This window comes from uncultured Thermomonas sp., from assembly GCF_937872235.1.
In the GTDB taxonomy this organism is placed as follows: domain Bacteria; phylum Pseudomonadota; class Gammaproteobacteria; order Xanthomonadales; family Xanthomonadaceae; genus Thermomonas; species Thermomonas beijingensis.
In genome coordinates this window covers 25903-52707 of sequence record NZ_CALMPC010000080.1, presented here as the reverse complement: position 1 = coordinate 52707, position 26805 = coordinate 25903, and the positions used below count along the sequence as shown (strand labels likewise).

24 protein-coding genes, 5 tRNA genes and 1 pseudogene are annotated in these 26805 nt (G+C 60.2%); 9 read left to right on the top strand and 21 right to left on the bottom strand.

Annotated elements, in window-relative coordinates; all coding sequences use genetic code 11:
- The 7 genes from aroC to tig form a co-directional block, all read right to left on the bottom strand.
- Nucleotides 1-670, bottom strand: a 670-nt coding sequence (aroC, locus tag QWB57_RS07210) for a chorismate synthase (RefSeq protein WP_288968956.1), incomplete at its 3' end; no start/stop codon positions are given.
- Between the two features lie 178 nt (nt 671-848).
- Nucleotides 849-923 (bottom strand) — tRNA-Val (locus QWB57_RS07205).
- Between the two features lie 99 nt (nt 924-1022).
- The gene (locus QWB57_RS07200) at nt 1023-1295 is read right to left on the bottom strand and encodes an HU family DNA-binding protein (RefSeq protein WP_223628405.1); all 273 of its coding nucleotides are present in this window, start codon (nt 1293-1295) and stop codon (nt 1023-1025) included.
- Between the two features lie 217 nt (nt 1296-1512).
- Nucleotides 1513-3975 carry an endopeptidase La gene (lon, locus tag QWB57_RS07195; protein WP_288968954.1) on the bottom strand — a complete coding sequence of 821 codons (2463 nt, stop codon included), beginning with the start codon at nt 3973-3975 and terminating at the stop codon, nt 1513-1515.
- A 179-nt stretch (nt 3976-4154) separates the two neighbouring features.
- Nucleotides 4155-5438 carry an ATP-dependent Clp protease ATP-binding subunit ClpX gene (clpX, locus tag QWB57_RS07190; protein ID WP_223628401.1) on the bottom strand — a complete coding sequence of 428 codons (1284 nt, stop codon included), beginning with the start codon at nt 5436-5438 and terminating at the stop codon, nt 4155-4157.
- 129 nt (nt 5439-5567) lie between these two features.
- The gene (gene clpP / locus QWB57_RS07185; protein ID WP_223628397.1) at nt 5568-6191 is read right to left on the bottom strand and encodes an ATP-dependent Clp endopeptidase proteolytic subunit ClpP; all 624 of its coding nucleotides are present in this window, start codon (nt 6189-6191) and stop codon (nt 5568-5570) included.
- A 92-nt stretch (nt 6192-6283) separates the two neighbouring features.
- A complete protein-coding gene (gene tig / locus QWB57_RS07180) occupies nt 6284-7576 on the bottom strand; it encodes a trigger factor (RefSeq protein ID WP_223628395.1) in 1293 nt (430 codons plus the stop codon).
- Nucleotides 7577-7825: 249 nt separating this feature from the next.
- Between tig and QWB57_RS07175 the strand changes: the two genes are divergently transcribed.
- The 4 genes from QWB57_RS07175 to QWB57_RS07160 all read left to right on the top strand — a co-directional run bounded on the left by QWB57_RS07175 (nt 7826) and on the right by QWB57_RS07160 (nt 8264).
- Nucleotides 7826-7902 (top strand) — tRNA-Pro (locus QWB57_RS07175).
- A 34-nt stretch (nt 7903-7936) separates the two neighbouring features.
- Nucleotides 7937-8013 (top strand) — tRNA-Arg (locus QWB57_RS07170).
- 28 nt (nt 8014-8041) lie between these two features.
- Nucleotides 8042-8118 (top strand) — tRNA-His (locus QWB57_RS07165).
- 70 nt (nt 8119-8188) lie between these two features.
- Nucleotides 8189-8264: transfer RNA gene (locus QWB57_RS07160), tRNA-Lys, on the top strand.
- 103 nt (nt 8265-8367) lie between these two features.
- Here the strand turns inward: QWB57_RS07160 and truD are convergent.
- The 8 genes and pseudogenes from truD to QWB57_RS07120 form a co-directional block, all read right to left on the bottom strand.
- The gene (truD, locus tag QWB57_RS07155; protein WP_288968951.1) at nt 8368-9402 is read right to left on the bottom strand and encodes a tRNA pseudouridine(13) synthase TruD; all 1035 of its coding nucleotides are present in this window, start codon (nt 9400-9402) and stop codon (nt 8368-8370) included.
- The gene (gene ispF, locus QWB57_RS07150) at nt 9402-9881 is read right to left on the bottom strand and encodes a 2-C-methyl-D-erythritol 2,4-cyclodiphosphate synthase (protein ID WP_223628391.1); all 480 of its coding nucleotides are present in this window, start codon (nt 9879-9881) and stop codon (nt 9402-9404) included. Before ispF ends, truD begins: the two co-directional genes overlap by 1 nt.
- The gene (gene ispD / locus QWB57_RS07145) at nt 9878-10564 is read right to left on the bottom strand and encodes a 2-C-methyl-D-erythritol 4-phosphate cytidylyltransferase (protein ID WP_288968949.1); all 687 of its coding nucleotides are present in this window, start codon (nt 10562-10564) and stop codon (nt 9878-9880) included. The genes ispF and ispD overlap by 4 nt, the downstream gene beginning before the upstream one ends.
- A gap of 110 nt (nt 10565-10674) precedes the next feature.
- Nucleotides 10675-11016: pseudogene (gene ftsB / locus QWB57_RS07140) on the bottom strand (cell division protein FtsB); the annotation flags it as partial.
- Between the two features lie 12 nt (nt 11017-11028).
- The gene (gene eno, locus QWB57_RS07135) at nt 11029-12321 is read right to left on the bottom strand and encodes a phosphopyruvate hydratase (RefSeq protein WP_223628386.1); all 1293 of its coding nucleotides are present in this window, start codon (nt 12319-12321) and stop codon (nt 11029-11031) included.
- 31 nt (nt 12322-12352) lie between these two features.
- Nucleotides 12353-13186: a 3-deoxy-8-phosphooctulonate synthase gene (gene kdsA / locus QWB57_RS07130; RefSeq protein WP_223628384.1), complete on the bottom strand. Its 834-nt coding sequence runs from the start codon at nt 13184-13186 to the stop codon at nt 12353-12355.
- An 8-nt stretch (nt 13187-13194) separates the two neighbouring features.
- A complete protein-coding gene (locus tag QWB57_RS07125; RefSeq protein WP_288968948.1) occupies nt 13195-14856 on the bottom strand; it encodes a CTP synthase in 1662 nt (553 codons plus the stop codon).
- 86 nt (nt 14857-14942) lie between these two features.
- Nucleotides 14943-15917, bottom strand: coding sequence for a glucokinase (locus QWB57_RS07120; protein WP_288968947.1), 975 nt, complete (start codon nt 15915-15917; stop codon nt 14943-14945).
- Between the two features lie 190 nt (nt 15918-16107).
- Here QWB57_RS07120 and parE point away from each other — a divergent pair, with 190 nt between their 5' ends.
- The gene (gene parE / locus QWB57_RS07115; RefSeq protein ID WP_223628377.1) at nt 16108-17997 is read left to right on the top strand and encodes a DNA topoisomerase IV subunit B; all 1890 of its coding nucleotides are present in this window, start codon (nt 16108-16110) and stop codon (nt 17995-17997) included.
- A gap of 166 nt (nt 17998-18163) precedes the next feature.
- On the top strand, nt 18164-20116 hold the full coding sequence (locus QWB57_RS07110; RefSeq protein ID WP_288968945.1) for an alpha/beta fold hydrolase: 1953 nt from the start codon (nt 18164-18166) through the stop codon (nt 20114-20116).
- Nucleotides 20117-20211: 95 nt separating this feature from the next.
- Here the strand turns inward: QWB57_RS07110 and QWB57_RS07105 are convergent, their stop codons facing one another.
- From QWB57_RS07105 to QWB57_RS07095, 3 genes are all read right to left on the bottom strand, one after another.
- Nucleotides 20212-20385: a hypothetical protein gene (locus QWB57_RS07105; protein WP_223628372.1), complete on the bottom strand. Its 174-nt coding sequence runs from the start codon at nt 20383-20385 to the stop codon at nt 20212-20214.
- Between the two features lie 74 nt (nt 20386-20459).
- On the bottom strand, nt 20460-21731 hold the full coding sequence (locus QWB57_RS07100; protein ID WP_223628370.1) for an FAD-dependent oxidoreductase: 1272 nt from the start codon (nt 21729-21731) through the stop codon (nt 20460-20462).
- Between the two features lie 63 nt (nt 21732-21794).
- Entirely contained in the window at nt 21795-22277 is a 483-nt protein-coding gene (locus QWB57_RS07095; RefSeq protein WP_223628368.1) for a peptidylprolyl isomerase, read from the bottom strand.
- Between the two features lie 63 nt (nt 22278-22340).
- Between QWB57_RS07095 and QWB57_RS07090 the strand changes: the two genes are divergently transcribed.
- Both QWB57_RS07090 and QWB57_RS07085 read left to right on the top strand, forming a co-directional pair.
- Nucleotides 22341-22907 (top strand): C40 family peptidase, encoded by a 567-nt coding sequence (locus tag QWB57_RS07090; RefSeq protein WP_288968942.1) that lies wholly within the window; start codon nt 22341-22343, stop codon nt 22905-22907.
- A 158-nt stretch (nt 22908-23065) separates the two neighbouring features.
- Nucleotides 23066-23731 (top strand): C40 family peptidase, encoded by a 666-nt coding sequence (locus tag QWB57_RS07085; RefSeq protein WP_223628363.1) that lies wholly within the window; start codon nt 23066-23068, stop codon nt 23729-23731.
- Nucleotides 23732-23802: 71 nt separating this feature from the next.
- Here QWB57_RS07085 and QWB57_RS07080 read toward each other — a convergent pair whose 3' ends face one another.
- Together QWB57_RS07080 and ssb are read right to left on the bottom strand one after the other, a co-directional pair.
- Nucleotides 23803-24294 (bottom strand): acyl-CoA thioesterase, encoded by a 492-nt coding sequence (locus QWB57_RS07080; RefSeq protein ID WP_223628361.1) that lies wholly within the window; start codon nt 24292-24294, stop codon nt 23803-23805.
- Nucleotides 24295-24306: 12 nt separating this feature from the next.
- The gene (gene ssb / locus QWB57_RS07075) at nt 24307-24852 is read right to left on the bottom strand and encodes a single-stranded DNA-binding protein (RefSeq protein WP_288968940.1); all 546 of its coding nucleotides are present in this window, start codon (nt 24850-24852) and stop codon (nt 24307-24309) included.
- Between the two features lie 148 nt (nt 24853-25000).
- Between ssb and QWB57_RS07070 the strand changes: the two genes are divergently transcribed.
- Nucleotides 25001-25993 carry a polyprenyl synthetase family protein gene (locus tag QWB57_RS07070; RefSeq protein ID WP_223628357.1) on the top strand — a complete coding sequence of 331 codons (993 nt, stop codon included), beginning with the start codon at nt 25001-25003 and terminating at the stop codon, nt 25991-25993.
- A gap of 6 nt (nt 25994-25999) precedes the next feature.
- Here QWB57_RS07070 and QWB57_RS07065 read toward each other — a convergent pair whose 3' ends face one another.
- The gene (locus QWB57_RS07065; RefSeq protein WP_223628355.1) at nt 26000-26782 is read right to left on the bottom strand and encodes a dienelactone hydrolase family protein; all 783 of its coding nucleotides are present in this window, start codon (nt 26780-26782) and stop codon (nt 26000-26002) included.
- Between the last annotated feature and the right edge of the window lie 23 nt (nt 26783-26805).

Genomic DNA, 26805 nt, shown 5'->3' with positions numbered 1-26805 from the left:
CCAACTTGCCGTAGATCGGCTCGCCCCAGCCAGGCGGCACGCCATCGGCCACCGCCATGACCTTCGCGCCGACCGAATCGCCGGACTTGCGCAGCGCGTCCATGTAGCTTTCCAGCTCGGCCACCTGCTCTGCGCAAGGCCAGAAGAACGGATTGCCTTCCACCGCGCTCCAGTCGTGCAAACGTGGCACGACATCGCCGATCTGGGTCATGCAGCCGCGCACGGTGACGCCACGCTGGACCAACCACTTCTTGGCGATGACCGCGGCAGCCACGCGCAGTGTGGTCTCGCGCGCGCTGCTGCGCCCGCCGCCGCGCGGATCGCGGGTGCCGTACTTCTGCCAATAGCTGTAGTCGGCATGGCCGGGGCGGAACTGCGCGGCGATCTTCGCGTAGTCCTTGCTGCGCTGGTCGGTGTTGCGAATCAGCAGCGCGATCGGCGTGCCGGTGGTGACGCCTTCATACACGCCGCTGAGGATTTCGACCTCGTCCGCTTCGTGCCGCGCCGAGGTATGGCGGGTCTTGCCGGTGGCACGGCGCGAAAGATCGTGGGCGAAGTCTTCTGGCGCGATGGCGATGCCGGGCGGACAGCCGTCGAGGACGCAGCCGATGGCCGGCCCATGCGACTCGCCAAAAGTGGTGACGCGCAGCAGATGGCCGAAGGTGTTCAAGGGCTGATCCGTGACCCCGATGGGGACGATGAAAACGGGCTAACGGCGGAAAGATGCCGCATTGCAGCAAATGTAACAGCATTGAAATGCTGCAGCGCAAATCTTCGGTCTTTGTGCCATAAAAAAACCGGATGCCCAATGTGAATTGGACATCCGGTCTGGATCACGACTACACATCTGGTGGGCACTGAGGGGATCGAACCCCCGACCCGCTCCGTGTAAAGGAGCCGCTCTACCGCTGAGCTAAGTGCCCGGAGCCGACATTATCGCAGGCCAGTGCGCGCAGCGAAACCACCAAAATGCAAAAGCCCGGCATTTAGCCGGGCTTTTGCGCGAAAACTTTGCGCTGCGATCAGTTGACCGCGTCCTTCAATGCCTTGCCTGCCTTGAACGCGGGGTTCTTGGAGGCCTTGATCTTGATGGTGTCGCCAGTACGCGGGTTGCGGCCGGTGCGGGCGCCGCGCTTGCGAACCGAGAAGGTACCGAAGCCCACGAGGGTCACGGTGTCGCCCTTCTTGAGGGCCTTGGTAACGGCAGCGATCATCGCATCGACAGCACGGCCGGCATCGGCCTTGGTCAGTTCAGCGCCATCGGCTACGGCTTCGATGAAATCAGCTTTGTTCATTGGTGTATTGGCTCCGTTGCGGTTGTTGGTGCAAGAAATCGGTTGACCAAAATAAAGGCGCTCCCCTGCCTGTGCTTTGGGCTTACCGCAGCGAGAACAGGTGCACGCCACGGTTGCCAAACTTTATACCAGCGCCATTTCCTGCATGCAACACGAAAACAAGCTCTGGTGCGGGTTTCAGCGGTTCATTTGGGATCAGGTCGCATTTTCCCCATATTCAGTGCTTGAGCGAAGGGCGGGTGGTGCCCTTCCCCCTGCCTTTTGGCACTGCGGCCCGCACGCGCACAGCGGGCGTTTTGGCCGCCGCCTTGCCAGCCGTCTTGCGTGCTGGAGCCGGTTGCACCAGCGCAAGCTCCAGCACTTCGTCGATCCATTTCACCGGCACGATCTTCAAGTTCCGGGTCACTGTCGCCGGCAGGTCGGCAAGATCCTTGCGGTTTTCCTCCGGGATCAGCACCGTCTTGATCCCACCACGCAAAGCCGCCAGCAATTTCTCTTTCAGCCCACCAATGGCGCTTACACGGCCACGCAAGGTGATCTCGCCGGTCATCGCCAGATCATGCCGCACTGGCACTTTGGTCAGCATCGACACCAGCGCGGTGGCCATTGCAATACCCGCACTGGGGCCATCCTTCGGTGTGGCGCCATCGGGCACATGCACATGCACATCGTGCTTTTGCAGGAAATCAATTTCGATGCCCAGTTGCGCCGCGCGCGCGCGCACCACCGACAGCGCCGCCGATGCCGATTCTTTCATCACATCGCCCAACTGCCCGGTCAGGATGACCTGCCCCTTGCCCGGCACCAAAGTGGACTCGACTTGCAACAGATCGCCCCCCACTTCGGTCCATGCCAAGCCGGTGACCAAGCCGATTTCGTTCTCTGCCTCGGCGCGGCCAAAATCAAAGCGCTGCACCCCCAGATACTTGGCCAGGTTCTTGCCATTCACGGTGATCGTCTTGGGTGTGCTGCCTTTGGCCTGCGGGCCTTGCAGCGCAATATCCTTGACCACTTTGCGGGCAATCTTGGCTAGCTCGCGCTCAAGGTTACGCACGCCTGATTCCCGCGTGTAATAACGAATGATGTCGGTAATCGCCGCCTCGGCAATCACCAATTCGACCTCACGCAGACCGTTGGCCTTGATCTGCTTGGGCACCAGATAGCGGCTGGCGATATTGAGCTTTTCTTCCTCGGTGTAACCGGGAATCCGGATCACTTCCATGCGATCGAGCAATGGACCTGGAATGTTCATTGAATTGGACGTTGCCACGAACATCACTTCGGACAAATCCAGATCGACTTCCAGGTAGTGGTCGTTGAAGGCGTGATTTTGCTCGGGATCCAACACTTCCAGCAAGGCCGAAGAAGGATCGCCACGGAAGTCCATCGACATCTTGTCGATTTCGTCGAGCATGAACAGCGGATTCTTGCTACCCGCCTTGTTCAGATTCTGCACGATCCGGCCGGGCATCGAGCCCACATACGTGCGCCGATGGCCGCGAATCTCGGCTTCATCGCGCACGCCACCGAGTGCCATGCGCACGAATTTGCGGTTGGTGGCCTTGGCAATACTTTGCCCCAGCGAGGTTTTGCCTACGCCAGGCGGCCCCACCAAGCACAAGATGGGGCCCTTCATTTTCGAGACCCGTGACTGCACCGCCAAATATTCCAGGATGCGGTCCTTGACCTTCTCCAACCCGTAATGGTCTGCATCCAGCGTGTCTTGCGCGGCCTTCAAATTCTTGCGCACCTTGCTGCGCACGTCCCACGGCACGCCCAATAACCAATCCAAGTAATTGCGCACCACACCCGCCTCGGCCGACATCGGTGACATCTGCTTGAGCTTGGCGAGTTCAGTCTTGGCTTTGGTTTCCACCGCCTTGGGCATCTTGGCCGCAGCAATTTTCTTGGCGATTTCTTCCAGCTCATTGGGCGCTTCATCCAGCTCACCCAGCTCTTTCTGGATAGCCTTCATCTGCTCGTTGAGGTAGTACTCGCGCTGGCTTTTTTCCATCTGCGTCTTGACCCGCCCGCGAATGCGCTTTTCCATCTGCTGCACATCAATTTCACCCTCTACCAACCCCACCAGCAATTCCAAGCGCTCGGCGGTATCCAGGGTTTCCAGCAGTTTTTGCTTATCGGCAAGACGCACGCCCAGATGCGCAGCCACGGTATCGGCCAGGCGCTCGGGCTCTTCAATCCCGGCCAAGGTTTGCAGCAACTCCGGCGGCAATTTGCGATTGGTCTTGATGTACTGCTCAAACAGCGCCAGCAGCGTGCGCCCGATGGCCTGGACTTCACGCGGCTCGCGGCTGATCGGGACAGGCACATCCTGCGCATCGGCAAATAGCGCACCATCATGCGCATGCACGTGCTGTACGCGCGCGCGCGTCACGCCTTCCACCAACACCTTGATGGTGCCATCCGGCAACTTCAGAAGTTGCAGCACCTGCGCCAAAGTACCCACCGAGTGCAGATCGGTGGCACCAGGGTCGTCGGTCTCCGGGGAGGTCTGCGCCACCAGCAAAATGCGTTTATCCCCTTCCACGGCAATATCGAGTGCGCGAATGGATTTTTCGCGCCCCACGAACAGCGGGATCACCATATGCGGGAACACCACCACGTCACGCAGCGGCAACACTGGGAGGATGTGGGCAGTAGAGTCAGTAGGGGCAGACATGCAAGATCTCCTGGTGCGGCACTGCAATCACAATGCCTGACTCGTTTATGGGGTTGTTGTCGCCGTGTTGCAAGCATTTTTGCAACAACAGAAAAACAATCTGCAAATCAATACGTTACCGAATCCAAAAAACAAACAAGCCGCCCGAAGGCGGCTTGCGGGAGCCACCGGCAGGCAACTCAATCGGCAGCTGCCACCTTGGCCGGGGCACTTTGGTAGATCAGATATGGCTCGGACTTGTGCTCGATCACGGATTCATCCACCACCACCTTGCTGACGTTTTCCAGCGAGGGCAGGTCATACATGGTGTCCAACAATACTGATTCGACGATGGTGCGCAGGCCACGTGCACCGGTCTTGCGCTTGATTGCTTTTTTGGCAATCGCAGCCAGCGCGTCGGGACGGATTTCCAGCTCCACGCCCTCCATGTCAAACAATTTCTTGAACTGCTTGGTGATGGCATTTTTGGGCTCGGTCAAAATCTTGATCAGCGCCGCTTCGTCCAGCTCCTCCAGCGTTGCTACCACCGGCAAGCGGCCGACAAATTCCGGAATCAAGCCATACTTGATCAAGTCTTCCGGTTCCACTTGCGACAACACCTGGCCGATATCTGCCTTGCGTTCGGCACTCTTGACCTTGGCGCCAAAGCCAATCCCGCCAGATTCGCTGGAACGTTGCTGAATCACCTTGTCCAACCCGGCAAACGCGCCACCCACAATGAACAGGATATTGCGGGTATCGACTTGCAAGAACTCCTGCTGCGGATGCTTGCGGCCACCCTGCGGCGGCACGCTGGCCAAGGTGCCTTCGATCAGCTTGAGCAGCGCCTGCTGTACGCCCTCACCAGAGACATCGCGGGTGATCGACGGGTTTTCGCTCTTGCGCGAAATCTTGTCGATTTCATCGATGTACACAATGCCCTGCTGCGCTTTTTCGACATCGTAATCGCATTTTTGCAGCAGCTTCTGAATGATGTTTTCCACGTCCTCACCGACGTAACCGGCTTCGGTCAGGGTGGTGGCATCGGCCATGGTAAACGGCACATTGAGCATGCGTGCCAACGTTTCCGCCAGCAGCGTCTTGCCCGAGCCGGTGGGGCCCACCAGCAGGATATTGGATTTTGCCAGCTCGATGTCGTCCGACTTCTGTCGACTCTCGATGCGCTTGTAGTGGTTGTACACCGCCACCGCCAGCGTTTTTTTCGCACGCTGCTGGCCAATCACGTATTGATCGAGTACTTCGAGAATCTCGCGCGGCTTGGGCAGCGAACTGCGGCTGGACTGCGCCTTTTCCTCAAGCTCCTCGCGGATGATGTCGTTGCACAACTCCACGCATTCATCGCAGATGAACACACTGGGCCCTGCGATCAGCTTGCGTACCTCGTGCTGACTCTTTCCACAGAAGGAGCAGTACAGGATCTTGCTGTTGTCGCCGGTGTTGCGTCCCTGACGGTCTTCGCTCATTCGCCACTCACTTGCCGCGCATCCGCGCTTTCGGCCCGAGAATACCATATGCACCCGCCGGGCCTGACAGGCCGGTGCATCCCTGATTTATCGCCGGCGCAATCCAGTATCGGGGCTGCGCAGGCTGGTTCAATTGGCTTGAATCGACTCGTCCGGACGCCGCACCAGCACTTCATCTACCAAGCCGTATTCACGCGCAGCCTGGGCACTCTTGAAGTTGTCACGGTCGGTATCGCGGGCAATAGTTTCGATCGGCTGGCCAGTGTGGCGTGCCAAAATCTCATTCAAGCGTTCGCGCATCGTCAAGATTTCACGTGCCTGAATGTCGATATCAGTGGCTTGGCCCTGTGCACCGCCCAGCGGCTGGTGAATCATCACGCGCGAATTGGGTAGCGCATAGCGCTTGCCCGAAGCACCCGCTGCCAGCAACACCGCACCCATCGAGCAGGCTTGACCCACGCAAATGGTGCTCACGTCCGGCTTGATGTATTGCATGGTGTCGTAGATCGCCATGCCCGCAGTGACGATCCCGCCAGGCGAGTTGATGTACAGACTGATGTCTTTCTCGGGGTTTTCCGCCTCGAGGAACAACATCTGTGCCAACACCACATTGGCCACGTGATCGTCGATACCGCCCACCAGGAAAATCACGCGCTCCTTCAACAGGCGCGAGTAGATGTCGTAGGCGCGCTCACCGCGGCTGGTCTGTTCGACCACCATCGGCACCAAATTGAGAGCTTTGATCGGATCCATGGGTACTCGCTGCGAAAGACGTGTGTTGCGGGATGACTGTCGACTACCTTGCCAGACCGCCGCCGAAGCGGCGAGTTCCGGCAGTCGCAGGCTTACGAGTTAAGTGCGTCCTGGAAGCTCAGGGCTTGCTCGGTATGCTGAGCACGCTCCGCAATCCAGTCGATGACCTGTTCTTCCATAACGCGGTTCTGCAAGCCCTGCATCAACTGTTGGTCATTGCGATACAGCGCGATCACCTGTTCCGGCTGCTCGTAGGTCGATGCAATCAGGCGCATGGTCTCATTCAGGCGCTCGGGCTCCAGACGCAGATCATTGCGGCGGGCAACCTCACCCACCAACAGGCCGACCAATACGCGCTTGCGCGCAGCCTCCTGGAACGCGGACGGATCGGCATTCAATTGCTGACCTTGGCGGCGCGCTTGTTCGGCGGCATTGGCTTGCAGCGCATTGGCTTCGTTTTCAACCAGACGCGGCGGCAATTCCACATCCTTGTAAGCGGCAACCAATTGGTCACCCACTTCGCGGCGCAAGCGGTTCATCAGCGCACCCTTGAGTTCACGCTCCAGGTTGCTGCGAATGTCTGCCTTGAATTGTTCGATGTCACCGCTCTTGACACCGAAGCTGCGAATGAAAGCGGCATCAATGTCAGGCAACGCCTGCTCAAACACTTCACCCAGTTTGAAGGTGGATGTCAACGTTTTGCCGGCAAATTGCACGGCGTGCCAGTCTGCCGGCAGGGTCACATCCAGCGTTTTTTCTTCACCCGCCTGCATTCCAACCAGTGCGGTTTCAACCTCCGGATACATCGCCGCAGTGCCCAGCACGGTACTGGTCTTTTCCACGCCTTCCGCAGGCATACGGGCGCCGTCGAGGATGCTGTAGGTTTCCACATTGACCAGATCGCCGGCCTTGGCAGCGCGCTCGACCTTGCTCCAGCTGCCGCGCTGCTGACGCAGGTTTTCCAGCATGCGATCGATATCGGCATCAGTCACTTCCGCTGTATGCCGAACCACTTCCAGCTTGGTCATGTCGAGGTCGCCAAATTCCGGCACCAGCTCGACCGCAGCCACATACTTCAGCTCACCTTCGGCAGCATCTTCTCCCGGCGTCACTTGTGGCAGACCGGCCACGCGCAATTCGTTTTCGCGCACGGCTTGATCCAGCCCCTGGCGCAACAGGCCATCCACGATTTCGGCGCGCACCTGGCCGCCATAACGCTGCTCAACCACCTTGGTCGGCACCTTGCCTGGGCGAAAGCCCTTGATGCGCACGTTGTGCGCGATTTCGCGCAGGCGGCTGCCGATTTGCGCTTCGACGTCGCCTGCGGGCAGGCTGAGGATGACGCGGCGCTCGAGGTTGCCGGTGGATTCGACCGAGACTTGCATGATGCGATGACTCCTGGGCGGGCATGTCACAGCCCGGTTGCGGGTACGAAGGGTTGGACGGGCGCAGCATGGCCGCGCGGAACGTACTAGTTTCGCCGATTTTGCCCGTTCGCGCCACCTGTCTGATGGAATGGCGTTGACATGCGACGCCTAGCGCTGGACAATGCCGGGCCTTTCGTAGCGCTGGCGTGCCACGACAGGGAACAGGAAGCATCCACCAAGTGTCTTCGAAATGTTCGGTTCCATCGTCGGGGTATAGCGCAGTCTGGTAGCGCGCCTGCTTTGGGAGCAGGATGTCGGGGGTTCGAATCCCTCTACCCCGACCATTTCGGTACCGTACGATGCACCACTCCGGATCGGGCGCCCGTAGCTCAACCGGATAGAGCACCGGCCTTCTAAGCCGGTGGTTGCAGGTTCGATTCCTGCCGGGCGCGCCATTGTTGTGAAGGTTTGAGGTTTTTTGTGGTGGCTGTAGCTCAGTTGGTTAGAGTCCTGGATTGTGATTCCAGTTGTCGGGGGTTCGAGTCCCCTCAGCCACCCCACTTCTTCGCTTGTTGTTGCATTGCAGCGCTTGCAAGAATTGGATTGTTTGCTACAATTTCGCTTCTTTCGGGGCCGTTAGCTCAGTTGGTAGAGCAGTTGACTCTTAATCAATAGGTCCAAGGTTCGAATCCTTGACGGCCCACCAATCCCGAAACGCCCGGCCTTACCGCCGGGCGTTTTCTTTCGCGCCACATCAACGATTCGAACCAAGGTTCACCCGTTATGCGAGCGGCTTTTCGTGCTTCGCATCAGGTCGCTGCGGAGTGAATATCCCGGATGTCGCCCAGCTCACGCAGCAGCGTCGTGGCATAGCAGCCCGGCGGCAGGGCAAAACGCAGCTCCAATGCGCCGTCACCGTGCCATGCCCATGCCAGTTCTACCGGCCGCAGGCGCAAGTTGCGGCGTTCTTGCTGCAGCTCGGCACGCTCCAGGCCGCGCTGCAATCTTGATGCGGTATCGCCTGCCAGTGCAGCCAATTCAAACGCGCGTGCGGGCCCACTCGTGCGCAATTGGCCTGCGCCCCACAACGGGCCGGTGGGATGAATATCGAATGCCTGCAGCCGTGCCTGCAACTCGGGCGTGAGGGCTTCCGGCCCGAACACGCTACGGCTGCCGTCCAGCATCCACACTTCGCCGTCAAGCGCAGCATTCCAGGTGCCCGCCGCAACCCGCGCCGACAACACGCGGTTGAACAATTCAGCACGTGCTGCCGACAACAGCAGACTGCGCTCTTCGCGCTTGACCCTGCGCCCGGCAAACATCGCCACCGCCTGCTGTACGTTGTCGCCTTTGCGGCCAAAGCGCTGTTCGCCGAAATAGTTGGGCACGCCGTGTGCGGCAATCGCCTGCAAGCGCTGTTCAATCGCCACACGTTCGCCCTCCAACTCACGCAGCACCAACACGAAGCGGTTGCCCGCCAGTGCGCCACGCGGCAGCTTGCGCAAATGCCATGCGTGTTCCAGCACACGCAAATCGTCGCTTTGCAATAAGCCGATATCGGGTGCGATCTTTTTCGGAATCCACACCGAAAACCGCTGCCGGGTGACGGCATGGCGATCCTTCAGGCCCGCATAGCCAATTGCGGATTCGGCAACGCCGGCCCACTGCGCAATCGTTTTGGCGGCGAACGCGGTGTTCATGCCGCGTTTTTCGATGCTGATGAGCAGATGCTCACCCGCACCACTGGGCTCGAACCCCGGCAATTCTTCCACGAAGAAATCTGCATCCGTGCTGCGAATATGCGCACCCAGTACCGCAGCGCCGTGAGCGCAAGGCAGCTCCATCACGGCCGCTCCAACAAACACACCGCCTGCGCGGCGATGCCCTCGCTACGCCCGGTGAAGCCCAAGGTTTCGGTGGTGGTGGCTTTCACGCTCACCGCGTCCACCGCAATCCCAAGATCGCAGGCAATGCACGCGCGCATCGCCTGCGCATGCGGGCCCACTTTGGGTCGCTCGCAAATCACGGTGATATCGCAATTGCCTACCTGCCAGCCACGCCCGCGAATCAGCGCGGTGCAGTGACGCAAGAAACTGCGGCTGTCTGCATCTTTCCAGCGCGCATCCGTGGGCGGGAAGTGCATGCCGATATCGCCTAGCGCCAACGCGCCCAGCATGGCATCGCACAACGCGTGCAGCACCACGTCGCCATCGGAATGCGCCCGCAAGCCATGCGTATGTGCGATGCGCACACCACCCAGCATGATGTGATCACCACTGCCGAAGGCATGGACGTCAAACCCTTGACCAATGCGCATGCTCATGCCGCCCTCGCCAACAAAAATTCCACCAACGCCAAATCCGCCGGGGTGGTGACTTTGAGATTATCTTCGCGGCCTTCCACCAGTACCGGATGCAGGCCCAACCGCTCTACCGCCATCGCCTCGTCCGTCACCGTCACCCCTGCGGCCTGCGCCGCCTGCAGTGCGCGTTGCAACAGGTCACGGCGAAACGCTTGTGGCGTCAGTGCGCGCCACAGGCCGGCGCGTGGCACGGTGGCTTCGATGCGGTGATCGGCATCTGAAGCCTTCAAGGTATCGCGCACCGGCGCGGCCAAAATCGCACCATCTCGCTGCACGTTGGCAGCGGCAATCAATGTCGATAAATCACCGCCGTGCACATTGGGGCGTGCGGCATCGTGCACCAATAGCAAAGCATCGTGCGCCACGTTTTCTGGCAGCGCATGCAGCGCCGCCAGCACCGAATCGGCGCGCTCAAGGCCGCCCACACAGGTCACCACCGGCTTGCCGTGCAGGGTTGTCCAACCCGGCCAATGCGGGTCGTCCGCTGCCAACGCCACTACCGCGCCATCCATCTGCGGGTGCGCAAGCAATGCCTCCAGCGCGTGCCCAATCAACGGTTTGCCCGCCGCATGCAGATATTGCTTGGGCACATCGCCACCGAAGCGGCGGCCGCTACCGGCAGCCGGTACCAACGCCCAGATCATGGCGTGACGTCATCCGGGTCGGCTACTGGCTCATCGACGGCGGCATCGGCAGGCGCCGGTGCAGCCGTTGTTTGCGGCGTTCCAGGTTGCGCAACAGGTAGCTTTTCTGGAGTTGCCACAGGCGCAGGTGCAAGTGCTGGCTCCGCAGCTCGCGGTGGCGCAGATTGCACCGCCGCGTGGTCGATCACGCGGTAAAAGGTCTCGCCAGGCTTGACCAGACCCAGCTCACTACGCGCACGCTCCTCCACTGCTTCGCCACCACTTTTGAGGTCAGCCACTTCCGCTGCAAGCGCGTCATTGCGCGCTTGCAGCTTGCCGTTCTCGGATTGCTGGGCCAGCACTTGTGCATTCAACGCCACCACATCGGCCTGCCCGCCGTGGCCGTACCACAGCTTGTATTGCAATGCGGCCAGCAGCAACGCCAGCGCGAGCAACACACCCAGCAGTCGCATCCAGGGGCTCCGTCAGCGCTCGATCGACACGAAGGCATCGCGCCCGGCGTAGCGTGCCGCGCTGCCCAACTGCTGCTGGATGCGCAGCAATTGGTTGTACTTGGCCACGCGGTCGCTACGACACAGCGAGCCGGTCTTGATCTGGGTGGCGGTGGTGGCCACCGCGATATCGGCAATCGTGGTGTCTTCGGTTTCACCCGAGCGATGCGAGATGATCGCCGCGTACTTGGCCGCATCGGCCATCGCGATGGCTTCCAGCGTTTCACTGAGCGTACCGATTTGGTTGACCTTGATCAGAATGGCATTGGCCACACCACGACTGATGCCGTCGCGGAAGATGCGTGGATTGGTGACGAACACATCATCGCCCACCAATTGCACCTTGCCGGCCAAGCGATCGGTGAGCTGCTTCCAACCGTCCCAATCGTCTTCGCCCATGCCGTCTTCAATGGTGATGATGGGGTACTGCGCGCACCAATGCGCCAGGAAGTCCACGAACTGTTCGGAGCTGAGCCGCTTGCCTTCGCCAGTGAGATTGTATTTGCCATTTTCGTAAAACTCGGTGGCCGCACAATCCAACCCCAGCATCACGTCTTCGCCAGCCTTGTAGCCGGCCTTGCCGATCGCTTCAAGGATCACTTCCAACGCCTCTTCATTGCTGCGCAGATCGGGGGCGAAACCGCCCTCGTCGCCCACCGCAGTGGACAGGCCGCGCCCCTTCAGCACCGACTTCAGCGCATGGAAAATTTCGGTCCCACTACGCAGCGCTTCGGAGAACGAATCAAAGCCGACCGGCAGCACCATGAACTCCTGCAGGTCGACGTTGTTGTCGGCATGCGCGCCACCATTGATGATGTTCATCATCGGCACCGGCAACACCGGGGTTGCGCCAGTCAGGCTGGCAAGGTATTGCCACAGTGCCAGCTTTTTCGATGCGGCCACCGCATGCGCCGCCGCCATCGAAACGCCCAACAAGGCATTGGCACCCAAGCGGCCTTTGTTGTCGGTGCCATCCAGATCAATCAGACGTTTGTCCAGACCGGCCTGATCGGCCGCATCAAATCCGCGCAGGGTGTCGGCAATCGTGCCATTGACGTGGCCCACCGCTTTCAACACACCCTTGCCCAGATAGCGGGTTTTATCGCCATCGCGCAGTTCCACCGCCTCCTTGCTGCCGGTGGATGCGCCCGACGGTACCGCGGCGCGGCCAAACGAGCCATCGCTCAGTGCGACCTCCGCTTCCAAGGTGGGGTTGCCGCGGCTATCCAGAATTTCGCGGGCGTGGATGTGGGTAATCGTGGTCATCGTGTGGGCGTCGCTGAGTAGTCGTAGGGGATTACAGGGAGTGTTCCAGAAAACCGCTGCGTTTGGTAATCGCATCGAGTTCCAGCAAGGTGGTCAGCAAGGCTTCCATCTTGCCCAATGGCCACGCATTGGGGCCGTCGGACAACGCCTTGCTGGGATCCGGATGGGTTTCCATGAAGATACCGGCCACGCCTGCCGCAATCGCAGCGCGCGCCAGCACCGGCACGAATTCGCGCTGACCACCGCTGGTGCTGCCCTGCCCGCCCGGCAATTGCACCGAGTGAGTAGCATCAAACACCACCGGGCAACCGGTCTGGCGCATCACGCTCAGCGAGCGCATGTCGCTGACCAGATTGTTGTAGCCAAAACTGGCACCGCGCTCGCACACCATGATCTGCTGGTTGCCGGTGGACTTGGCCTTCTCCACCACCGGGGCCATGTCCCACGGCGACAAGAATTGGCCTTTCTTGATGTTGACCGGCTTGCCGGTGGCGCAAACTTTGGTGATGAAGTCGGTCTGCCTCACTAAAAAGGCAGGTGTTTGCAGCACATCCACCACCGAGGCGACTTCGTCCATCGGCGTGTATTCGTGGACGTCGGTCAGCACCGGCACGCCGATCTGACGTTTGACTTCCGCCAACACACGCAGGCCTTCTTCCATGCCGGGGCCGCGGAAACTCGATATCGATGTGCGATTGGCTTTGTCGAAACTCGACTTAAAGATGAAGTGGATGCCAAGCCGGCCGGTGATTTCCTTCAATTGCCCGGCCACATCCAATTGCAGCTGTTCGCTTTCCACCACGCAGGGCCCGGCGATCAGGAACAACGGGTGTTCCAAGCCCACATCAAAGCCGCAAAGTTTCATGGATGCACTCACTTCTGGTTGCTCGCCTTGCGCTCACGCGCGGCCTTGATGAACCCCACAAACAGTGGATGCCCGCTGCGCGGGGTGGATAAAAATTCCGGGTGCGCTTGGCAGGCTAGGAACCACGGATGCGCGGTTTGTGGCATTTCGATCATCTCCACCAACAAGTCATCCATCGACTTGGCCGAGATCACCATGCCCGCGGCTTCCAACTGCTCACGATAGCCGTTATTGAATTCGTAGCGATGGCGGTGCCGTTCACCCACCACATCCTTGCCGTACAACGCATGCGCCAGCGTCCCCGGCTTGACGCGCTGTTCTTGCAGACCAAGACGCATGGTGCCGCCCAAGTCGGAGCCCTCATCACGGCGCTCGATGTCACCACTTTGCGTGCGCCATTCGGTGATCAGGCCGATTACCGGATGCTTGGCTTGCTTGTCATTTTCGGTACTGTTGGCACCCTCCAACCCAGCCAAATGGCGGGCCACATCCACCACTGCTGCCTGCATGCCATAGCAGATGCCAAAGTACGGCAGTCCGGTTTCCCGCGCATATTTCGAGGTCAACACCTTGCCTTCGAAACCGCGATCGCCAAACCCGCCGGGCACCAGTACGCCATCCACGCCAGCCAACACCTGCGCCGCGCCTTCGCGCTCCACGTCTTCGGCTTCCAGCCACTTCAGCGTCACCTTGGTGCGCTGGCGAATGCCGCCGTGCTTGAGCGCTTCGCCCACCGATTTATAGGCGTCCTGGTGATCCACATATTTGCCGACCACGGCAATGGTGACGGCATCATCCGGGTGGCTGGCGGCATCGACCACCGCATCCCATTCGGACAGATCTGCCTCGGCCGCAGACAAATGCAGCTGATCCACCACGATCTGATCCAGCGCCTGCGCATGGAACCAGCGTGGAATCTTGTGGATGTTGTCCAGATCAATGGCCGAGATCACCGCCTTTTCAGGCACATTGGTGAACAGCGCGATCTTGCGGCGCTCGCCCTCGGGCAGCGGCTGTTCGCTACGGCAAATCAGCACGTCCGGCTGAATGCCAATACTGCGCAATTCCTTCACCGAATGCTGGGTGGGCTTGGTTTTGAGTTCGCCGGCGGCAGCAATGTAGGGCACCAAGGTCAGGTGCATGAACATCGCCTTGTCGGCACCGCGCTCGGTACGCAATTGGCGGATGGCTTCCAAAAACGGCAGCGATTCGATATCGCCCACAGTGCCGCCAATTTCGACGATACCCACATCAAACCCATCGGTGGCGGCATCAATACAGGCCTTGATTTGATCCGTCACATGCGGGATCACCTGCACGGTGCCGCCCAGATAATCACCGCGCCGCTCCTTGCGGATCACCGCCTCGTAGATTTTCCCGGTGGTGATCGAGTTCAGGCCCGACAGCCGCGTGTTGACGAAGCGCTCGTAGTGGCCCAGATCAAGGTCGGTTTCCGCGCCATCGTCGGTGACATACACCTCGCCATGCTGGAACGGGCTCATGGTGCCCGGATCCACGTTCAGATACGGGTCAAGCTTCATCATGGTGACGCGCAAACCACGCGCCTCAAGGATGGCGGCAAGCGAGGCAGCGGCAATACCCTTGCCAAGCGAAGACACCACGCCCCCGGTAACAAAGAGCAAGGGCGTATGGGAATTGGGGGTTGTCATGTGAGCAGCGCGGCGCTGGAAACCCGTATTCTAGCGATTTCTGGCGGCAAGTTGCCTTTTTGTGGCCGCAGCAGCCCCCAAATTCTTCAAGCGTGCGTGTGCGCGACGTACCACGCCGCTGCGCCAATCAAGCCCAATTGGCCGTGTTCCAGCGTGTACACCGGCACCTCACGCAAGGTGTCGGACAGCACACCCTTGTCGATAAAGCGCTGCATGAAGCCGCCCTGCCGCAGGTAGTGCTGCAAATGCCCCGTCAATCCGCCCGCCAGACACACCGAACGGGCGCGGAAGGTAATCGCCAGATCGCCGGCAAAACTACCAAACCAACGGCAGAACAACGCCACGCATTCGGCCGCCAGCACATCGCTGCCGGCATCGGCGGCATCCACCAGATCGGCCGGCATGCGCCAGCGCGGCTGGATATCGCGCAGCTCGCACAGGACTTGATACAGATTGATCAGCCCGGGCCCGGAAAACACGCGCTCGCTGGCCACATGACCAAAGCGCGCCTGCAGCAGGCGCACCACATCCAACTCAAACGGGGTGTTGCCCGCCAACTGCGCGTGCCCGGCCTCGCTCGGCTGCACCCCAACGCGCCCCCCCTGATCCACCACTAGCGCCGCGCCAAGGCCCGTTCCCGGCCCCAGCAACAGTGCCGGCAGTGACAGCCCGCTGTCATCGCCCTTGCCGAGCACCTCCAGCTGTGACAACGGTACCTGTGGCAGTGCCCAAGCCAGTGCTTCGAAATCATTGATCAGGTGCAACTGCGCGATCCCGGCGGCCTGCCTGGTTTCGGCCAGCGACACCTGCCACGGCAGGTTGCTATTGAGCAGCACATCGCCTTGCAGTACGCCGGCAATGGCCACCACACAGGTATCCGGAAACTCCGCGCCAGCGGCGTCGGCAAGCGCCTGCCGAAAGGTGCACAAGATCTCCGCCAGCCCGGAAAACTCGGCACAGGCATAGCGCTGATGGAAACCCAGGGTGATGGTCTGGCCATCCACCTGCACCAGCCCGATCCGCGCATAGGTGCCGCCCACATCGGCGGCAAGCAACGGCAACGTGGCCGCGTGCGTTGTGCCGCGCCCTTCAACATCCCCCACAAAACCCCCTCGAACAGCTGGCCAATTCACCCTGTGCGCCTATTGTAGGGCTTGCCGGGCGTGAACCGACCGCACCGCATGTGCAAATCGCGCCGCAAGACCGCACACTTGCACGCCCAAGCAAGACCCGTAGGATTTGTTTTCGCCAATGAATACCCGCTACAACGCCGCCGATATCGAAGTTCTCTCCGGTCTGGATCCGGTCAAGCGCCGCCCCGGCATGTACACCGATACCACCCGTCCCAATCATCTTGCACAAGAGGTGATCGACAACGCGGTGGACGAAGCGCTGGCCGGCCATGCCAAAGCCATCAGCATCACCCTGTTTGCCGATGGCAGTTGCGAGGTCAGCGATGACGGCCGCGGCATGCCGGTGGATATTCATCCCGAAGAAAAAATTCCCGGCATTGAGCTCATCCTCACTCGGCTGCATGCCGGCGGCAAATTCAACAACAAGAACTACACCTTCAGTGGTGGCCTGCACGGCGTGGGCGTCAGCGTGGTCAATGCGCTGTCGTGCAAGGTGGATGTATTCATCAAGCGCGACGGCAACGAATACCACATGGGCTTTGCCAATGGGGATCGTGTCTCCGCATTATCGGTAGCTGGCAGCGTCGGCAAGAAGAACACCGGCACCCGCCTGCGTTTTTGGCCGGATGCCAAGTATTTCGACACACCCAAATTCAACCTGCGCGCGCTGAAACACCTGTTGCGCGCCAAAGCCGTGCTGTGCCCCGGCCTTACCGTGAGCTTTTGGGATGAGGCCAGCGGCGAGCGCGCACAGTGGTATTACGAAGATGGCCTGCGCGATTATTTGAAAGGTGAACTCACCGATCGCGACTTGCTACCGCCGGAGCTATTCGTTGGCAGCCTGAAAAAAGACACCGAAGTGGTGGACTGGGCGGTGGCGTGGCTGGCCGAAGGCGAGCTGGTGCAAGAAAGCTATGTCAATCTGATCCCCACCGCCCAGCACGGCACCCATGTCAACGGCCTGCGCAGCGGGTTTACCGACGCGCTACGTGAGTTTTGCGATTTTCGCAATCTGCTGCCGCGCGGGGTGAAACTTGCGCCGGAAGATGTGTGGGACCGGGTGGCGTTTGTACTCTCGTTGAAGATGACCGATCCGCAGTTTTCCGGGCAAACCAAAGAGCGCCTATCCTCACGGCAAGCGGCCGGCTTTGTGGAAAGTGCGGCGCACGATGCATTTTCGCTGTGGCTCAATACCAACACCGAGTTCGGCGAAAAAATCGCGCAATTGGCCATCGACCGCGCCAGCGCAAGGCTTAAAACCGAAAAACAAATCGTCCGCAAAAAAGTGACGCAAGGCCCGGCCCTGCCCGGCAAACTGGCCGACTGCATTTCGCAAGACCTCTCGCGCACCGAACTTTTTTTGGTGGAAGGCGATTCAGCCGGCGGCAGCGCACGGCAAGCTCGCGATAAAGACTTTCAGGCCATCTTGCCGCTGCGCGGCAAAATCCTGAACACCTGGGAAGTGGCTTCCGGACAAGTGCTGGGCTCGCAGGAAGTGCATGATCTTGCGGTCGCCATCGGCTGCGACCCCGGCAAGGACGACATCGACGGCCTGCGCTACGGCAAGATCGTGATCCTGGCCGATGCCGACTCCGACGGCCTGCACATCGCCACGTTGTTGAGCGCTCTTTTCCTGCGCCACTTCCCGGCACTGGTGCGCGCCGGTCATGTGTTCGTGGCGATGCCGCCTTTATTCCGTGTCGATGTGGGCAAGCAAGTGTTCTACGCACTGGACGAAGAAGAAAAACGCCTGCTGCTGGAAAAAATCCAGCGCGAAAAACTCAAAGGCCAAGTCAACGTCACGCGCTTCAAAGGCCTGGGTGAAATGAACCCGCTGCAATTGCGCGAATCCACCATGCACATCGACACCCGCCGCCTCGTACAACTCACCGTGGATGACGACAGCGCCACCCGCGCACTCATGGACATGCTGCTGGCAAAAAAACGCGCACCAGATCGCAAGACATGGCTGGAACAGAAGGGCGATTTAGCGACACTGGAGGTATGAAGCCACTCCGGCACACCCACAATCAACGATTCGTGATTGGCCGCTGATGACAATCCGATGGATTACCTCAATCCGGGATGCCCTATTGCATCTTTCCGCCACGAAACCGTTAAAATCGACCCTGCCGTGCTGGGGAGCAACGGCCATCACATGGACAGGAAACCACATGAAAAAACAATACCATGCGCGGCATATGCTCGCGTCACTCTTGCTGTTTTCCGCTACGGTGGCAACAGCACAGACACCCAGTGCCGAAGATTTCGCAAAACGACCCGATGCCTGGGAGTTGTCCCTTTCTCCTTCCGGCCAATACGTGGCAATGGCGGTACCAACTGCGGATGGAATGGAAACCCGACTGGAAATCTTCAACATCCAAAGCGGAAAATCGCAAATCCTTCGCTTCGGCCCACAACAGCATGTCTCTGACATTACCTGGACCGCAGACGACCAACTGGTTGTTGCCCGCGCAGAAATGGAACCATTAAAAGCCCGCCCAAGCACACAAGGCGAGCTCTATACCACCGACGTAAAGGGCAAGAACCAAGACGTGCTGTTCGGCTACGTCCCGGAGCACGAAGGCAAGCGTGGCAAGCGCAATGACCACGGTTGGTCTGTACTTGCCAAGGTCCTCCCTAACGAGCCCGGCATGGCGCTGGTGAATTTCCTGTGTTGGGATTGCGGTACCGAACCCAATACCGTGATCTTCAAAGTCGACACCCGCACAGGTGCACGCAAAGAAGTCGAACGCACTAGCGGCCGGGCGTATTACCAGTTTGACGAAACCGGTGAGGCGCGACTTCGCACCACTTGGGACGATAACGATGAACCCGTTCAGTACTACCGTCGCAACAAGGGTGCAGATTGGGCACCGCTGCCGAAATCGATTGCCGGCCGTCAGATATACAGCGTCCGTTTCGCCGCCGACAACAACACTGCGTACGCCCTGATCACCGACAAACTGGAGCCCGCACAGGCTTACCGGGTCGACATCCAATCAGGCACGCGCACCAAGCTGGCGAGTAATCCCGACGTTGCGGTCAGCGGCTTCATGTACGGCGGGCTGGAAGGATTGCCATTTGCTGTCACCTTTGACGCACGCTCACCGTCGATCCAGTACATCGACCCCGAATCGGAATGGGCAAAACTGCATGCTGGCTTGATGAAATCCTTCCCCGGCGAAATGCTGTCATTCAACAGCTTCAGTCGCGACGGCAACAAAGTGCTGTTCTCGGTGTGGTCGGATCGCGATCCCGGCAGCTACTACACCTTCGACCGCGCCACCGGCAAGGCACAGAAAGTGGTCGATTATCGGCCTTGGCTCAAGCCTGAAACGATGGCAAAAGCCCGCCCCATCACGTTCGTCAACCGCGGTGGCCAGAATATCTTCGGCCTCTATACCGCGATGGGCACAGGCCCGAAGCCGATGGTTGTCATGGCACACGGTGGCCCATTCGGCATTTATGATACATGGGGCTTCGATGACGAAGTCCAGTTCCTCGCCAGTCACGGCTACGCGGTATTGCAAGTGAACTATCGTGGCTCGGGTGGCCGCGGCGAGGAGTTTGAGCAGGCCGGTTGGAAAGGATGGGGTACGACGATCCAAGACGACATCACCGACGGCGTCCGCTGGGCTATCGATCAAAAGCTGGCAGAGCCCAACCGCATTTGCACCTTTGGTGCCAGCTTTGGCGGCTATACCGCACTATTCCAGCCAATCCTCAATCCAGGCATGTACAAATGCGCAATCGGCTATGTCGGCGTGTACGACCTGCCACTGATGCGCAAGACTGACAAAAACATGGGACAGTCAAAACGCACCGCCCGTTTTTTTGATCGCACACTGGGAACTGACATGGATGCCCTTGCGAAGGTATCACCGGTGCAACGTGTGGCTGAGATCAATGTTCCCGTGATGCTGGTACATGGCGGCGATGACCACACTGCCGATCTGAATCAATATAAAGCAATGACCGCAGCACTGAAGGATGCCGGCAAGCCAGTCGAGACATTTCTGGCACCCGGTGAAGGGCATGGCTTCTACAAGCCTGAAAATCGAGCCGAGTTGTTCCGCCGCATGGATGCATTCCTGAAGAAACATATCGGATCAAACGCAAAATAATCCTGCGCTGCATCAAACAACCGAAGGCGGCGCAGGCCGCCTTCGGTTGTTGTGAGCGACTTGATCCTAGAGCCGCGAATAACTCCGGCCTGACGTCACAACGCCGCCCTGACCGCAGCGATCAGGGTATGCATCTTGTCCGGGAACGCCATATTCAGCAGCCACCAGATGAAATAGGCACCCAACAACGCTGCGGCCAGGCCCAGCAGTTGTTGTAAGACACTGTATTTCCGTCGACTTGCAGGGAGCATCGATTTGCCTCCGGTCATCCATCGTCACATACGGTGCCAGCAATTTAAGCTGATTGGGCGACCAACCTGCTGCCGGACGCCACCGGGCGTACTCAGGTAAACCGCGCCGGGTCGAACGGCGCAGGGTTCACGCAGGGTGTGCGACCGGCAATCATATCGGCCAACAGCTGTCCGGTGCTGGCACTCATGCTGACGCCCATCATGCCGTGGCCAACCGCCATCCACAGATGGGCATGCCCCGGGGCGCGCCCAATCAGCGGAATGTCATCACGGCTCATCGGCCGCCAGCCACACCATTGTTCGCGTACTTCTGGCCCCACGGGATGCTGCAGGAACTGCGCAGCCCCGCGCTCCAATGCACCCAGACGCTGTGCATTGAGGCGGTCGTCGTAGCCGCTGAACTCCATCGTGCTGCCAAGTCGATAACCACTTGGCCACGCGGTCACGCATACGGAGGGTTCATACAGAATCACCGGGCGCTTCGGTGTCAACTCAGGCGAGCTATAGGTGATCGAATACCCCTTGCCTGGCTGAATGGTCTTGCGCAACCAAGGCAGCCCCACGGCATTGGCAATACGCGGCGCCCACGCACCGGTGGCCAATACCACGTCGCGTGCACGCAGCCGGCCCTGTGCGGTATTCGCCACAACGCCCTGCACACCGGATTCCAGCGAAAGCAAGGCGCATTGTTCAAGGATGCGGCCACCGCGTTCGCGCACTACCCGCGCAAGTTCCGCAACGTAACGGTCGGGGCGCAGAGCGGCATCACCACGAAAACACAATGCGCCAGCCAGACCAGGCTTGAAGGCGGGGTCGCGGGCCTCATAATCGCGCCCCTCCACCACTTCGACATCCACACCCAGCTCACGCAGCATTGGCACATCGCCCAACTCCCGATCCATGTCGCGCCGGGTTCTGAACACGTAATCTTCACCGGTTTCTGCAAATTCGCAGTCCAGCTGATAGCGTGTCACCCACTGCTGGATGCGCTGCCGTGAGTCTGCCAGCAACGTGTACTTTGCACGCGCACTGGCCTCGTAATCGCGATGATTGCAGCGCAACGCAAACCCCAGCATCCAGCGCAGCGTGTCTGGATTCAGCGTGGGCTTGATGTATAGCGGCGCATCCGGCGTGAACATCCAACGTGCGGCACGCTGCAATGTGCTGGGCCCCGCCAGTGGCGGTGCATGACTGGGCGTGAGGGTGCCGCAATTGCCGTGCGATGCCCCCTTCCCGATCAAGCCCTGATCAATGATGGTCACCTCGCGACCGTCATCCAACAAGGCCAAGGCGGTCGCCAAGCCGGTAACACCGGCACCGATCACCAAACAGTCGATGGTAGTTTCAGGCTTGGCAGCATTCACGATGCACAGGACTCGCTAAATGATGTAACGCAAACGACGGAAAGCGGAGACGTGCGGCCGTCATTAATGCTGGTGACCACCCTCGCCGTGCACATGACCGTGCGCCAATTCTTCTTCGCTGGCCTCGCGTACGTCGATGATGTCGATGTCGAAGGTCAGATCCTTGCCCGCCATCGGATGATTCAGATCCACGTCCACCACGCTCATGCCGACCTTTTCGATGGTCACTGCACGCGGCCCGAAATTGGTTTGCAGCACCACTTGCATGCCCGGCACCAGTTTTTGATTGCCAAAATGCTTTTTGGGGATGCGCTGGCCAAGCCCTTCACGGCGCTCACCATAGGCCTCGGCAGCGGTCACGTCCGCCTTGAACGATTCGCCGGCTTCACGGCCTGCCATCGCCTTTTCAAGCCCCGGGATGATGTGGCCGCGACCAAACAGAATGGCCAAGGGTTCACCGGCATCCTTCGAAGTTTCCAGCGCCTCCTGTCCAGTTTCGGCAACGGCATAGTGGAAACGGACGACACGGTCTTGTTCGATCTTCATGGGGGCCTTCATGCTTGCGGTTGGGCGCTTGCCACCGCGAAACGATGCGGCAACACTGCGCAAATGATGAAACCAGCCGACTGTCAGCAGCGACCGGACGCCTATTATCGGTGTAATGGCCTGCCTTCGCCATCACCGGCACTGGTCATTGCGATTGTGAGCGTGCTGCTGACGGCCTGCGGTGGCAGCCCGTTGCGGCCCAATAGACCGCCGCCCAATGCACCACGCACAGATGCCCGCCCAGTGGATCCGGCCAGGGCCAACGCCGTGCTGATGCGTGCCATTAGCCTGGTGGGAATTCCGTATCGCTATGGCGGCAATACGCCTGAAGGTGGCTTTGATTGCAGCGGACTGGTGGGCTATGTGTTCCGTGACATGTTGGATCTGCGTCTGCCACGCACCACTCGTGAACTGGCCAAGCTGCAAGGGCCAAAGATTGATCCGGCGCGATTGGCCAGCGGCGATCTGGTGTTTTTTGGTGATGCAGGCACGGTCAGCCATGTGGGGATCTATGTGGGTGATGGTCGCTTTGTGCATGCTCCCAGCAGCGGCGGCACGGTACGGCTGGATCGGCTCGATGGCAGCTGGTGGCAGACGCATTACAGCGGCGCGCGACGCCTGCTGTTTTGAAATGCCTGAGGTTCGGTGTGATTTTTTCCACAGATTCACGAATATGAACGGGTAAATTCAGTGTTTTACCCATTCATATTCGCCCGCCTAACGTTTTTTTGACCCTTTCGCCGGCCATCCCGGGCATAGTCGCCGCTGCTTTGCAATGTGATGACCGCGTGAAGACAGCCCAACTGCCCGACGGCCGTGCCGAAATTCACCCCAATCGTGGGTTTCGTCTACTCATTGCCGGCCTGCTGCTTGCCGCCAGTGTTCCGGCATTCGCCATGAACCCGATCACGGCAAAAGCAGATCCCACTGCAGCGACCACCACAGGCGCATCTGTCCAATCGGCCTTGCTGCCAGCGACAACCGCCATTGCGACCCCGGATGTCGCCACAGCCGCCAGCATCCAAGACAACACCGCGAAGACACCGAACACCGCAGCCAGCATCAGCACCGTCAGCCGCGCGCGTACCGCCATCCAGAATGCATTCGCACTGCTGGGTACGCCTTACCGCTGGGGCGGCAACAGCCCCGATGGTGGCTTTGATTGCAGCGGCTTGGTCGGCTATGTATTCCGCACGATCGGGATTGATCTGCCGCGGGTGTCCCGCTCGATGGCCGACCAAGGCACCAAGGTGGCCAGCCGTGACGCACTTGCCGAAGGTGATCTGGTGTTCTTTGGCCGCCGGGGCCATGTGGATCACGTGGGCATCTATATCGGCAACGGCCAGTTCCTGCATGCACCACGCACCGGCCGCGACGTCACCGTTTCCAGCCTGACCACCGGCTACTGGGCACAAAAGTACCTGGAAGCCCGCCGCTTGGCCACAGGCAGCTAATTCGGGGTACCCCGCCAGACAACGCCGCCGCAAGGCGGCGTTTGCATTTGGGCTTGATCGCTGGCTCAGGCCTACTCTGCCGCCGGGTGATAGCGAGCAATCGTGGATTCGATGCCTTTGCTCAGCTCCATCACCTTCAGTGCGTACTCGGACAGACGTACATCCTCATCGCTGTCCGGCGTCCAGCCGGGCACGGCGACCGGCTTGCCCGCGTCGTCCACGGCCACGAACACGATCACGCAATGCGTGCAGAGCCGCGCCTGTACTGCATCCGCACGGGGGTCGCGGGCGCGCACATCCACCGCGAAATGCATGGAGGTGGTGCCGGTATGGATCAGGGTGGCCTCCACACTGACCAAGTCCCCAATCCGGATCGGGGCGACAAAGCGAATGCCGCCCACCGCCACCGTCACGCTATAGCGGCCACTCCAACCCACCGCTGCGGCATAGCCACACTGGTCGATCCAACGCATCACCTGCCCGCCGTGTACCTTGCCGCCGAAATTGACATCCGACGGTTCGGCCAGGAAGCACTGCGTCAACTGGCGCTGGGAGCCACTCATGTGGGTGTTTGATCAGAACGGAATGTCATCGTCAAACGGCACGCTGCTGTCAAAATCCTGCACCTTCGCCGCGGGTGCCGGCTCGCGCCGTTGTGCCGGGGCACTGCGCTGTGGGCGCTCACCACCATAGCTGCCGCCGCTACCGCCGTCACGCGAATAACCGCCCTCACCACCGCTACGCTGCTGCGAATAGCCGCCACCTTCGCTGCCACCACGCTGGCCGCCTTCGCCGCCGCCGATCATCTGCATTTCATCGGCAATGATGTCGGTGGTGTAGTGCTTCACACCGTCCTTCTCGTAGCTGCCGTATTCCAAGCGGCCTTCGATATAGACCTGACGGCCCTTTTTCAGGTACTCGCCGGCGATCTCGCCCAGCTTGCCGAACAGCTTGACCCGGTGCCACTCGGTCTTTTCCTGCTGGTTGCCGTCGCGATCCTTGCGCACATGGGTGGTGGCCACGCTGAGCGTGGTGATGGCCATGCCGCCCTGGGTGTACTTCACATCCGGATCATTGCCCAGATTGCCGACCAAGATGACTTTATTGACGCCGCGTGCCATGGGATTCCTCGATGTAATACCGTCCAATCCGGACGATGCCATTGAAGTATAACGGCCCTGTCGCCGGCTATACGGTGGATTCCGCATCCGGGGGTCGGGAAACCCCGCACCGCCTATAATTGCGATTGCCCATTGTCGAACTTGCCCCATGACTCCATGCCGCAGCGAACCACCTGGTCTTCCTGCCATCCAAGCGCTGGCCGCCGCCGATATGGCTGCGGTGGATGCGCTGATCCGCCGTCGGCTGGCCTCGGACGTGGTGCTGATCAACCAGGTGGCCGAATACATCATCGGGGCCGGCGGCAAGCGCCTGCGGCCAATGCTGTTGCTGCTGGCGGCCGGTGCCCTGGGTCATCGCGGCGCGGATGCGCACCAGCTGGCGGCGGTGGTGGAGTTCATCCACACCTCAACCCTGCTGCACGACGATGTGGTGGACGAATCCGACCTGCGGCGCGGGCGCAAGACCGCCAATGCGGTGTGGGGCAACGCGGCATCGGTGCTGGTGGGCGACTTTCTGTATTCGCGCAGCTTCCAGTTGATGGTGGAGCTGGAATCCATGGCGGTGCAGCAAATTCTAGCCAACACCACCAACATGATCGCCGAAGGTGAAGTGCTGCAATTGCTGCATGTGCGCAACCCGGACACCGACGAGTCCGCGTATCTGCGCGTGATTGAACGCAAGACCGCCATTCTGTTTGCGGCGGCCACCCGGCTTGGCGCGCTGCTGGCCGGCGCCGATACCACCACCCAGGATGCACTGCACACGTATGGCCTGAATCTGGGCTATGCCTTCCAGATTGCCGATGATGTACTGGACTATGCGTCTGACGCGGCCACCTTGGGCAAGAACCTCGGTGATGATTTGGCCGAAGGCAAGATGACCCTGCCGCTGATTCATGCGATGGCGCAATCGGATGCCGGTACCCGCGATACGCTCCGCCACATCGTCGCGCATGGCGATCTGGATGGGCTACCCGCCGCACAAGCCGCTATCACTGCCTGTGACAGCCTGGACTACAGCCGGCGCTGCGCACTGGCGTATGCCGAAACCGCCAATGCGGCGCTGCGCGGCTTGCCCGATAACGATTACACCGCCGCACTACGCGGACTCGCGCATTACGCGGTCAATCGCGATCACTGACTCGGGTCACTCGCGCAGCGCAAATCGCCCAGCGAAAAAGCCATGCATCATGGCGTAGGCGCGACGTGCGGCACGCGGATCGTACTTGCAGCCGGGTTTGTTGGCGGTTTCCAGCGCGAAGCAGTGCACCGCACCACCGAAGTTGACGAACTGCCAATCCGCGCCCGCGCTGTCCATTTCATCTTCGAACGGCACGATCGCCGCTTTCTGGCTTTGATCTGCGGCTCCATTCAACACCAGAATGGGTGTCTTGATGGCGCCCGGCGATGCCGGGAGTTCGGTGTGCAGCCCGCCGTGGAAGGTCACGATGCCGGCCAGCTTCACGCCGCTGCGCGCCAATTCAAGTACGGATGAGCCGCCAAAGCAGAAGCCGAACGCCCCGATCCGCGTGGCATCCAGCGGCACCGCCGAAGCTTGCGCCTTGAACGCATCCAGCGCTGCCTGCATGCGCGCGCGCATCAGCATCGGCTTTGGATACAGCACCTGCACCTGCGCCAGCGCCTGCTTGTCGTCGGCCGGGCGCACGCCCTTGCCATACATGTCCACCACGAACACCACATAGTCGCTACCAGCTTGCTGCCTGGCCTTGTCCAGCGCAGCAGGTGTCACGCCATACCAGTCCGGCACCATCAGCAAGCCGGGGCGCTTGGCGGCACTGGCATCGTCATAGACCACGTAACCACTGAAGTGATCGTGGCCAGCACTCCATTCGACAGGCCGGGTTTTCATGGCAGCCACCGCAGGCAAGGACAACAGGGCCAATCCAATGGCCATCAACAGACGGGTCATGGCAAATCCGAGGGCGTAAAGCG

What these genes read in the sequence shown, in the direction of transcription:
- parE (WP_223628377.1), top strand. Translation starts at nt 16,108, where the DNA reads ATGAATACCCGCTACAACGCCGCCGATATCGAAGTTCTCTCCGGTCTG.
- QWB57_RS07105 (WP_223628372.1), bottom strand. Translation starts at nt 20,385, where the DNA reads ATGACCGGAGGCAAATCGATGCTCCCTGCAAGTCGACGGAAATACAGT.
- clpX (WP_223628401.1), bottom strand. Translation starts at nt 5,438, where the DNA reads ATGAGCGAAGACCGTCAGGGACGCAACACCGGCGACAACAGCAAGATC.
- ispD (WP_288968949.1), bottom strand. Translation starts at nt 10,564, where the DNA reads ATGATCTGGGCGTTGGTACCGGCTGCCGGTAGCGGCCGCCGCTTCGGT.
- QWB57_RS07110 (WP_288968945.1), top strand. Translation starts at nt 18,164, where the DNA reads ATGAAAAAACAATACCATGCGCGGCATATGCTCGCGTCACTCTTGCTG.
- clpP (WP_223628397.1), bottom strand. Translation starts at nt 6,191, where the DNA reads ATGGATCCGATCAAAGCTCTCAATTTGGTGCCGATGGTGGTCGAACAG.
- ispF (WP_223628391.1), bottom strand. Translation starts at nt 9,881, where the DNA reads ATGAGCATGCGCATTGGTCAAGGGTTTGACGTCCATGCCTTCGGCAGT.
- truD (WP_288968951.1), bottom strand. Translation starts at nt 9,402, where the DNA reads ATGGAGCTGCCTTGCGCTCACGGCGCTGCGGTACTGGGTGCGCATATT.
- QWB57_RS07095 (WP_223628368.1), bottom strand. Translation starts at nt 22,277, where the DNA reads ATGAAGATCGAACAAGACCGTGTCGTCCGTTTCCACTATGCCGTTGCC.
- lon (WP_288968954.1), bottom strand. Translation starts at nt 3,975, where the DNA reads ATGTCTGCCCCTACTGACTCTACTGCCCACATCCTCCCAGTGTTGCCG.
- QWB57_RS07200 (WP_223628405.1), bottom strand. Translation starts at nt 1,295, where the DNA reads ATGAACAAAGCTGATTTCATCGAAGCCGTAGCCGATGGCGCTGAACTG.
- QWB57_RS07090 (WP_288968942.1), top strand. Translation starts at nt 22,341, where the DNA reads ATGATGAAACCAGCCGACTGTCAGCAGCGACCGGACGCCTATTATCGG.
- QWB57_RS07125 (WP_288968948.1), bottom strand. Translation starts at nt 14,856, where the DNA reads ATGACAACCCCCAATTCCCATACGCCCTTGCTCTTTGTTACCGGGGGC.
- eno (WP_223628386.1), bottom strand. Translation starts at nt 12,321, where the DNA reads ATGACCACGATTACCCACATCCACGCCCGCGAAATTCTGGATAGCCGC.
- tig (WP_223628395.1), bottom strand. Translation starts at nt 7,576, where the DNA reads ATGCAAGTCTCGGTCGAATCCACCGGCAACCTCGAGCGCCGCGTCATC.
- QWB57_RS07070 (WP_223628357.1), top strand. Translation starts at nt 25,001, where the DNA reads ATGACTCCATGCCGCAGCGAACCACCTGGTCTTCCTGCCATCCAAGCG.
- kdsA (WP_223628384.1), bottom strand. Translation starts at nt 13,186, where the DNA reads ATGAAACTTTGCGGCTTTGATGTGGGCTTGGAACACCCGTTGTTCCTG.
- ssb (WP_288968940.1), bottom strand. Translation starts at nt 24,852, where the DNA reads ATGGCACGCGGCGTCAATAAAGTCATCTTGGTCGGCAATCTGGGCAAT.
- QWB57_RS07065 (WP_223628355.1), bottom strand. Translation starts at nt 26,782, where the DNA reads ATGACCCGTCTGTTGATGGCCATTGGATTGGCCCTGTTGTCCTTGCCT.
- QWB57_RS07080 (WP_223628361.1), bottom strand. Translation starts at nt 24,294, where the DNA reads ATGAGTGGCTCCCAGCGCCAGTTGACGCAGTGCTTCCTGGCCGAACCG.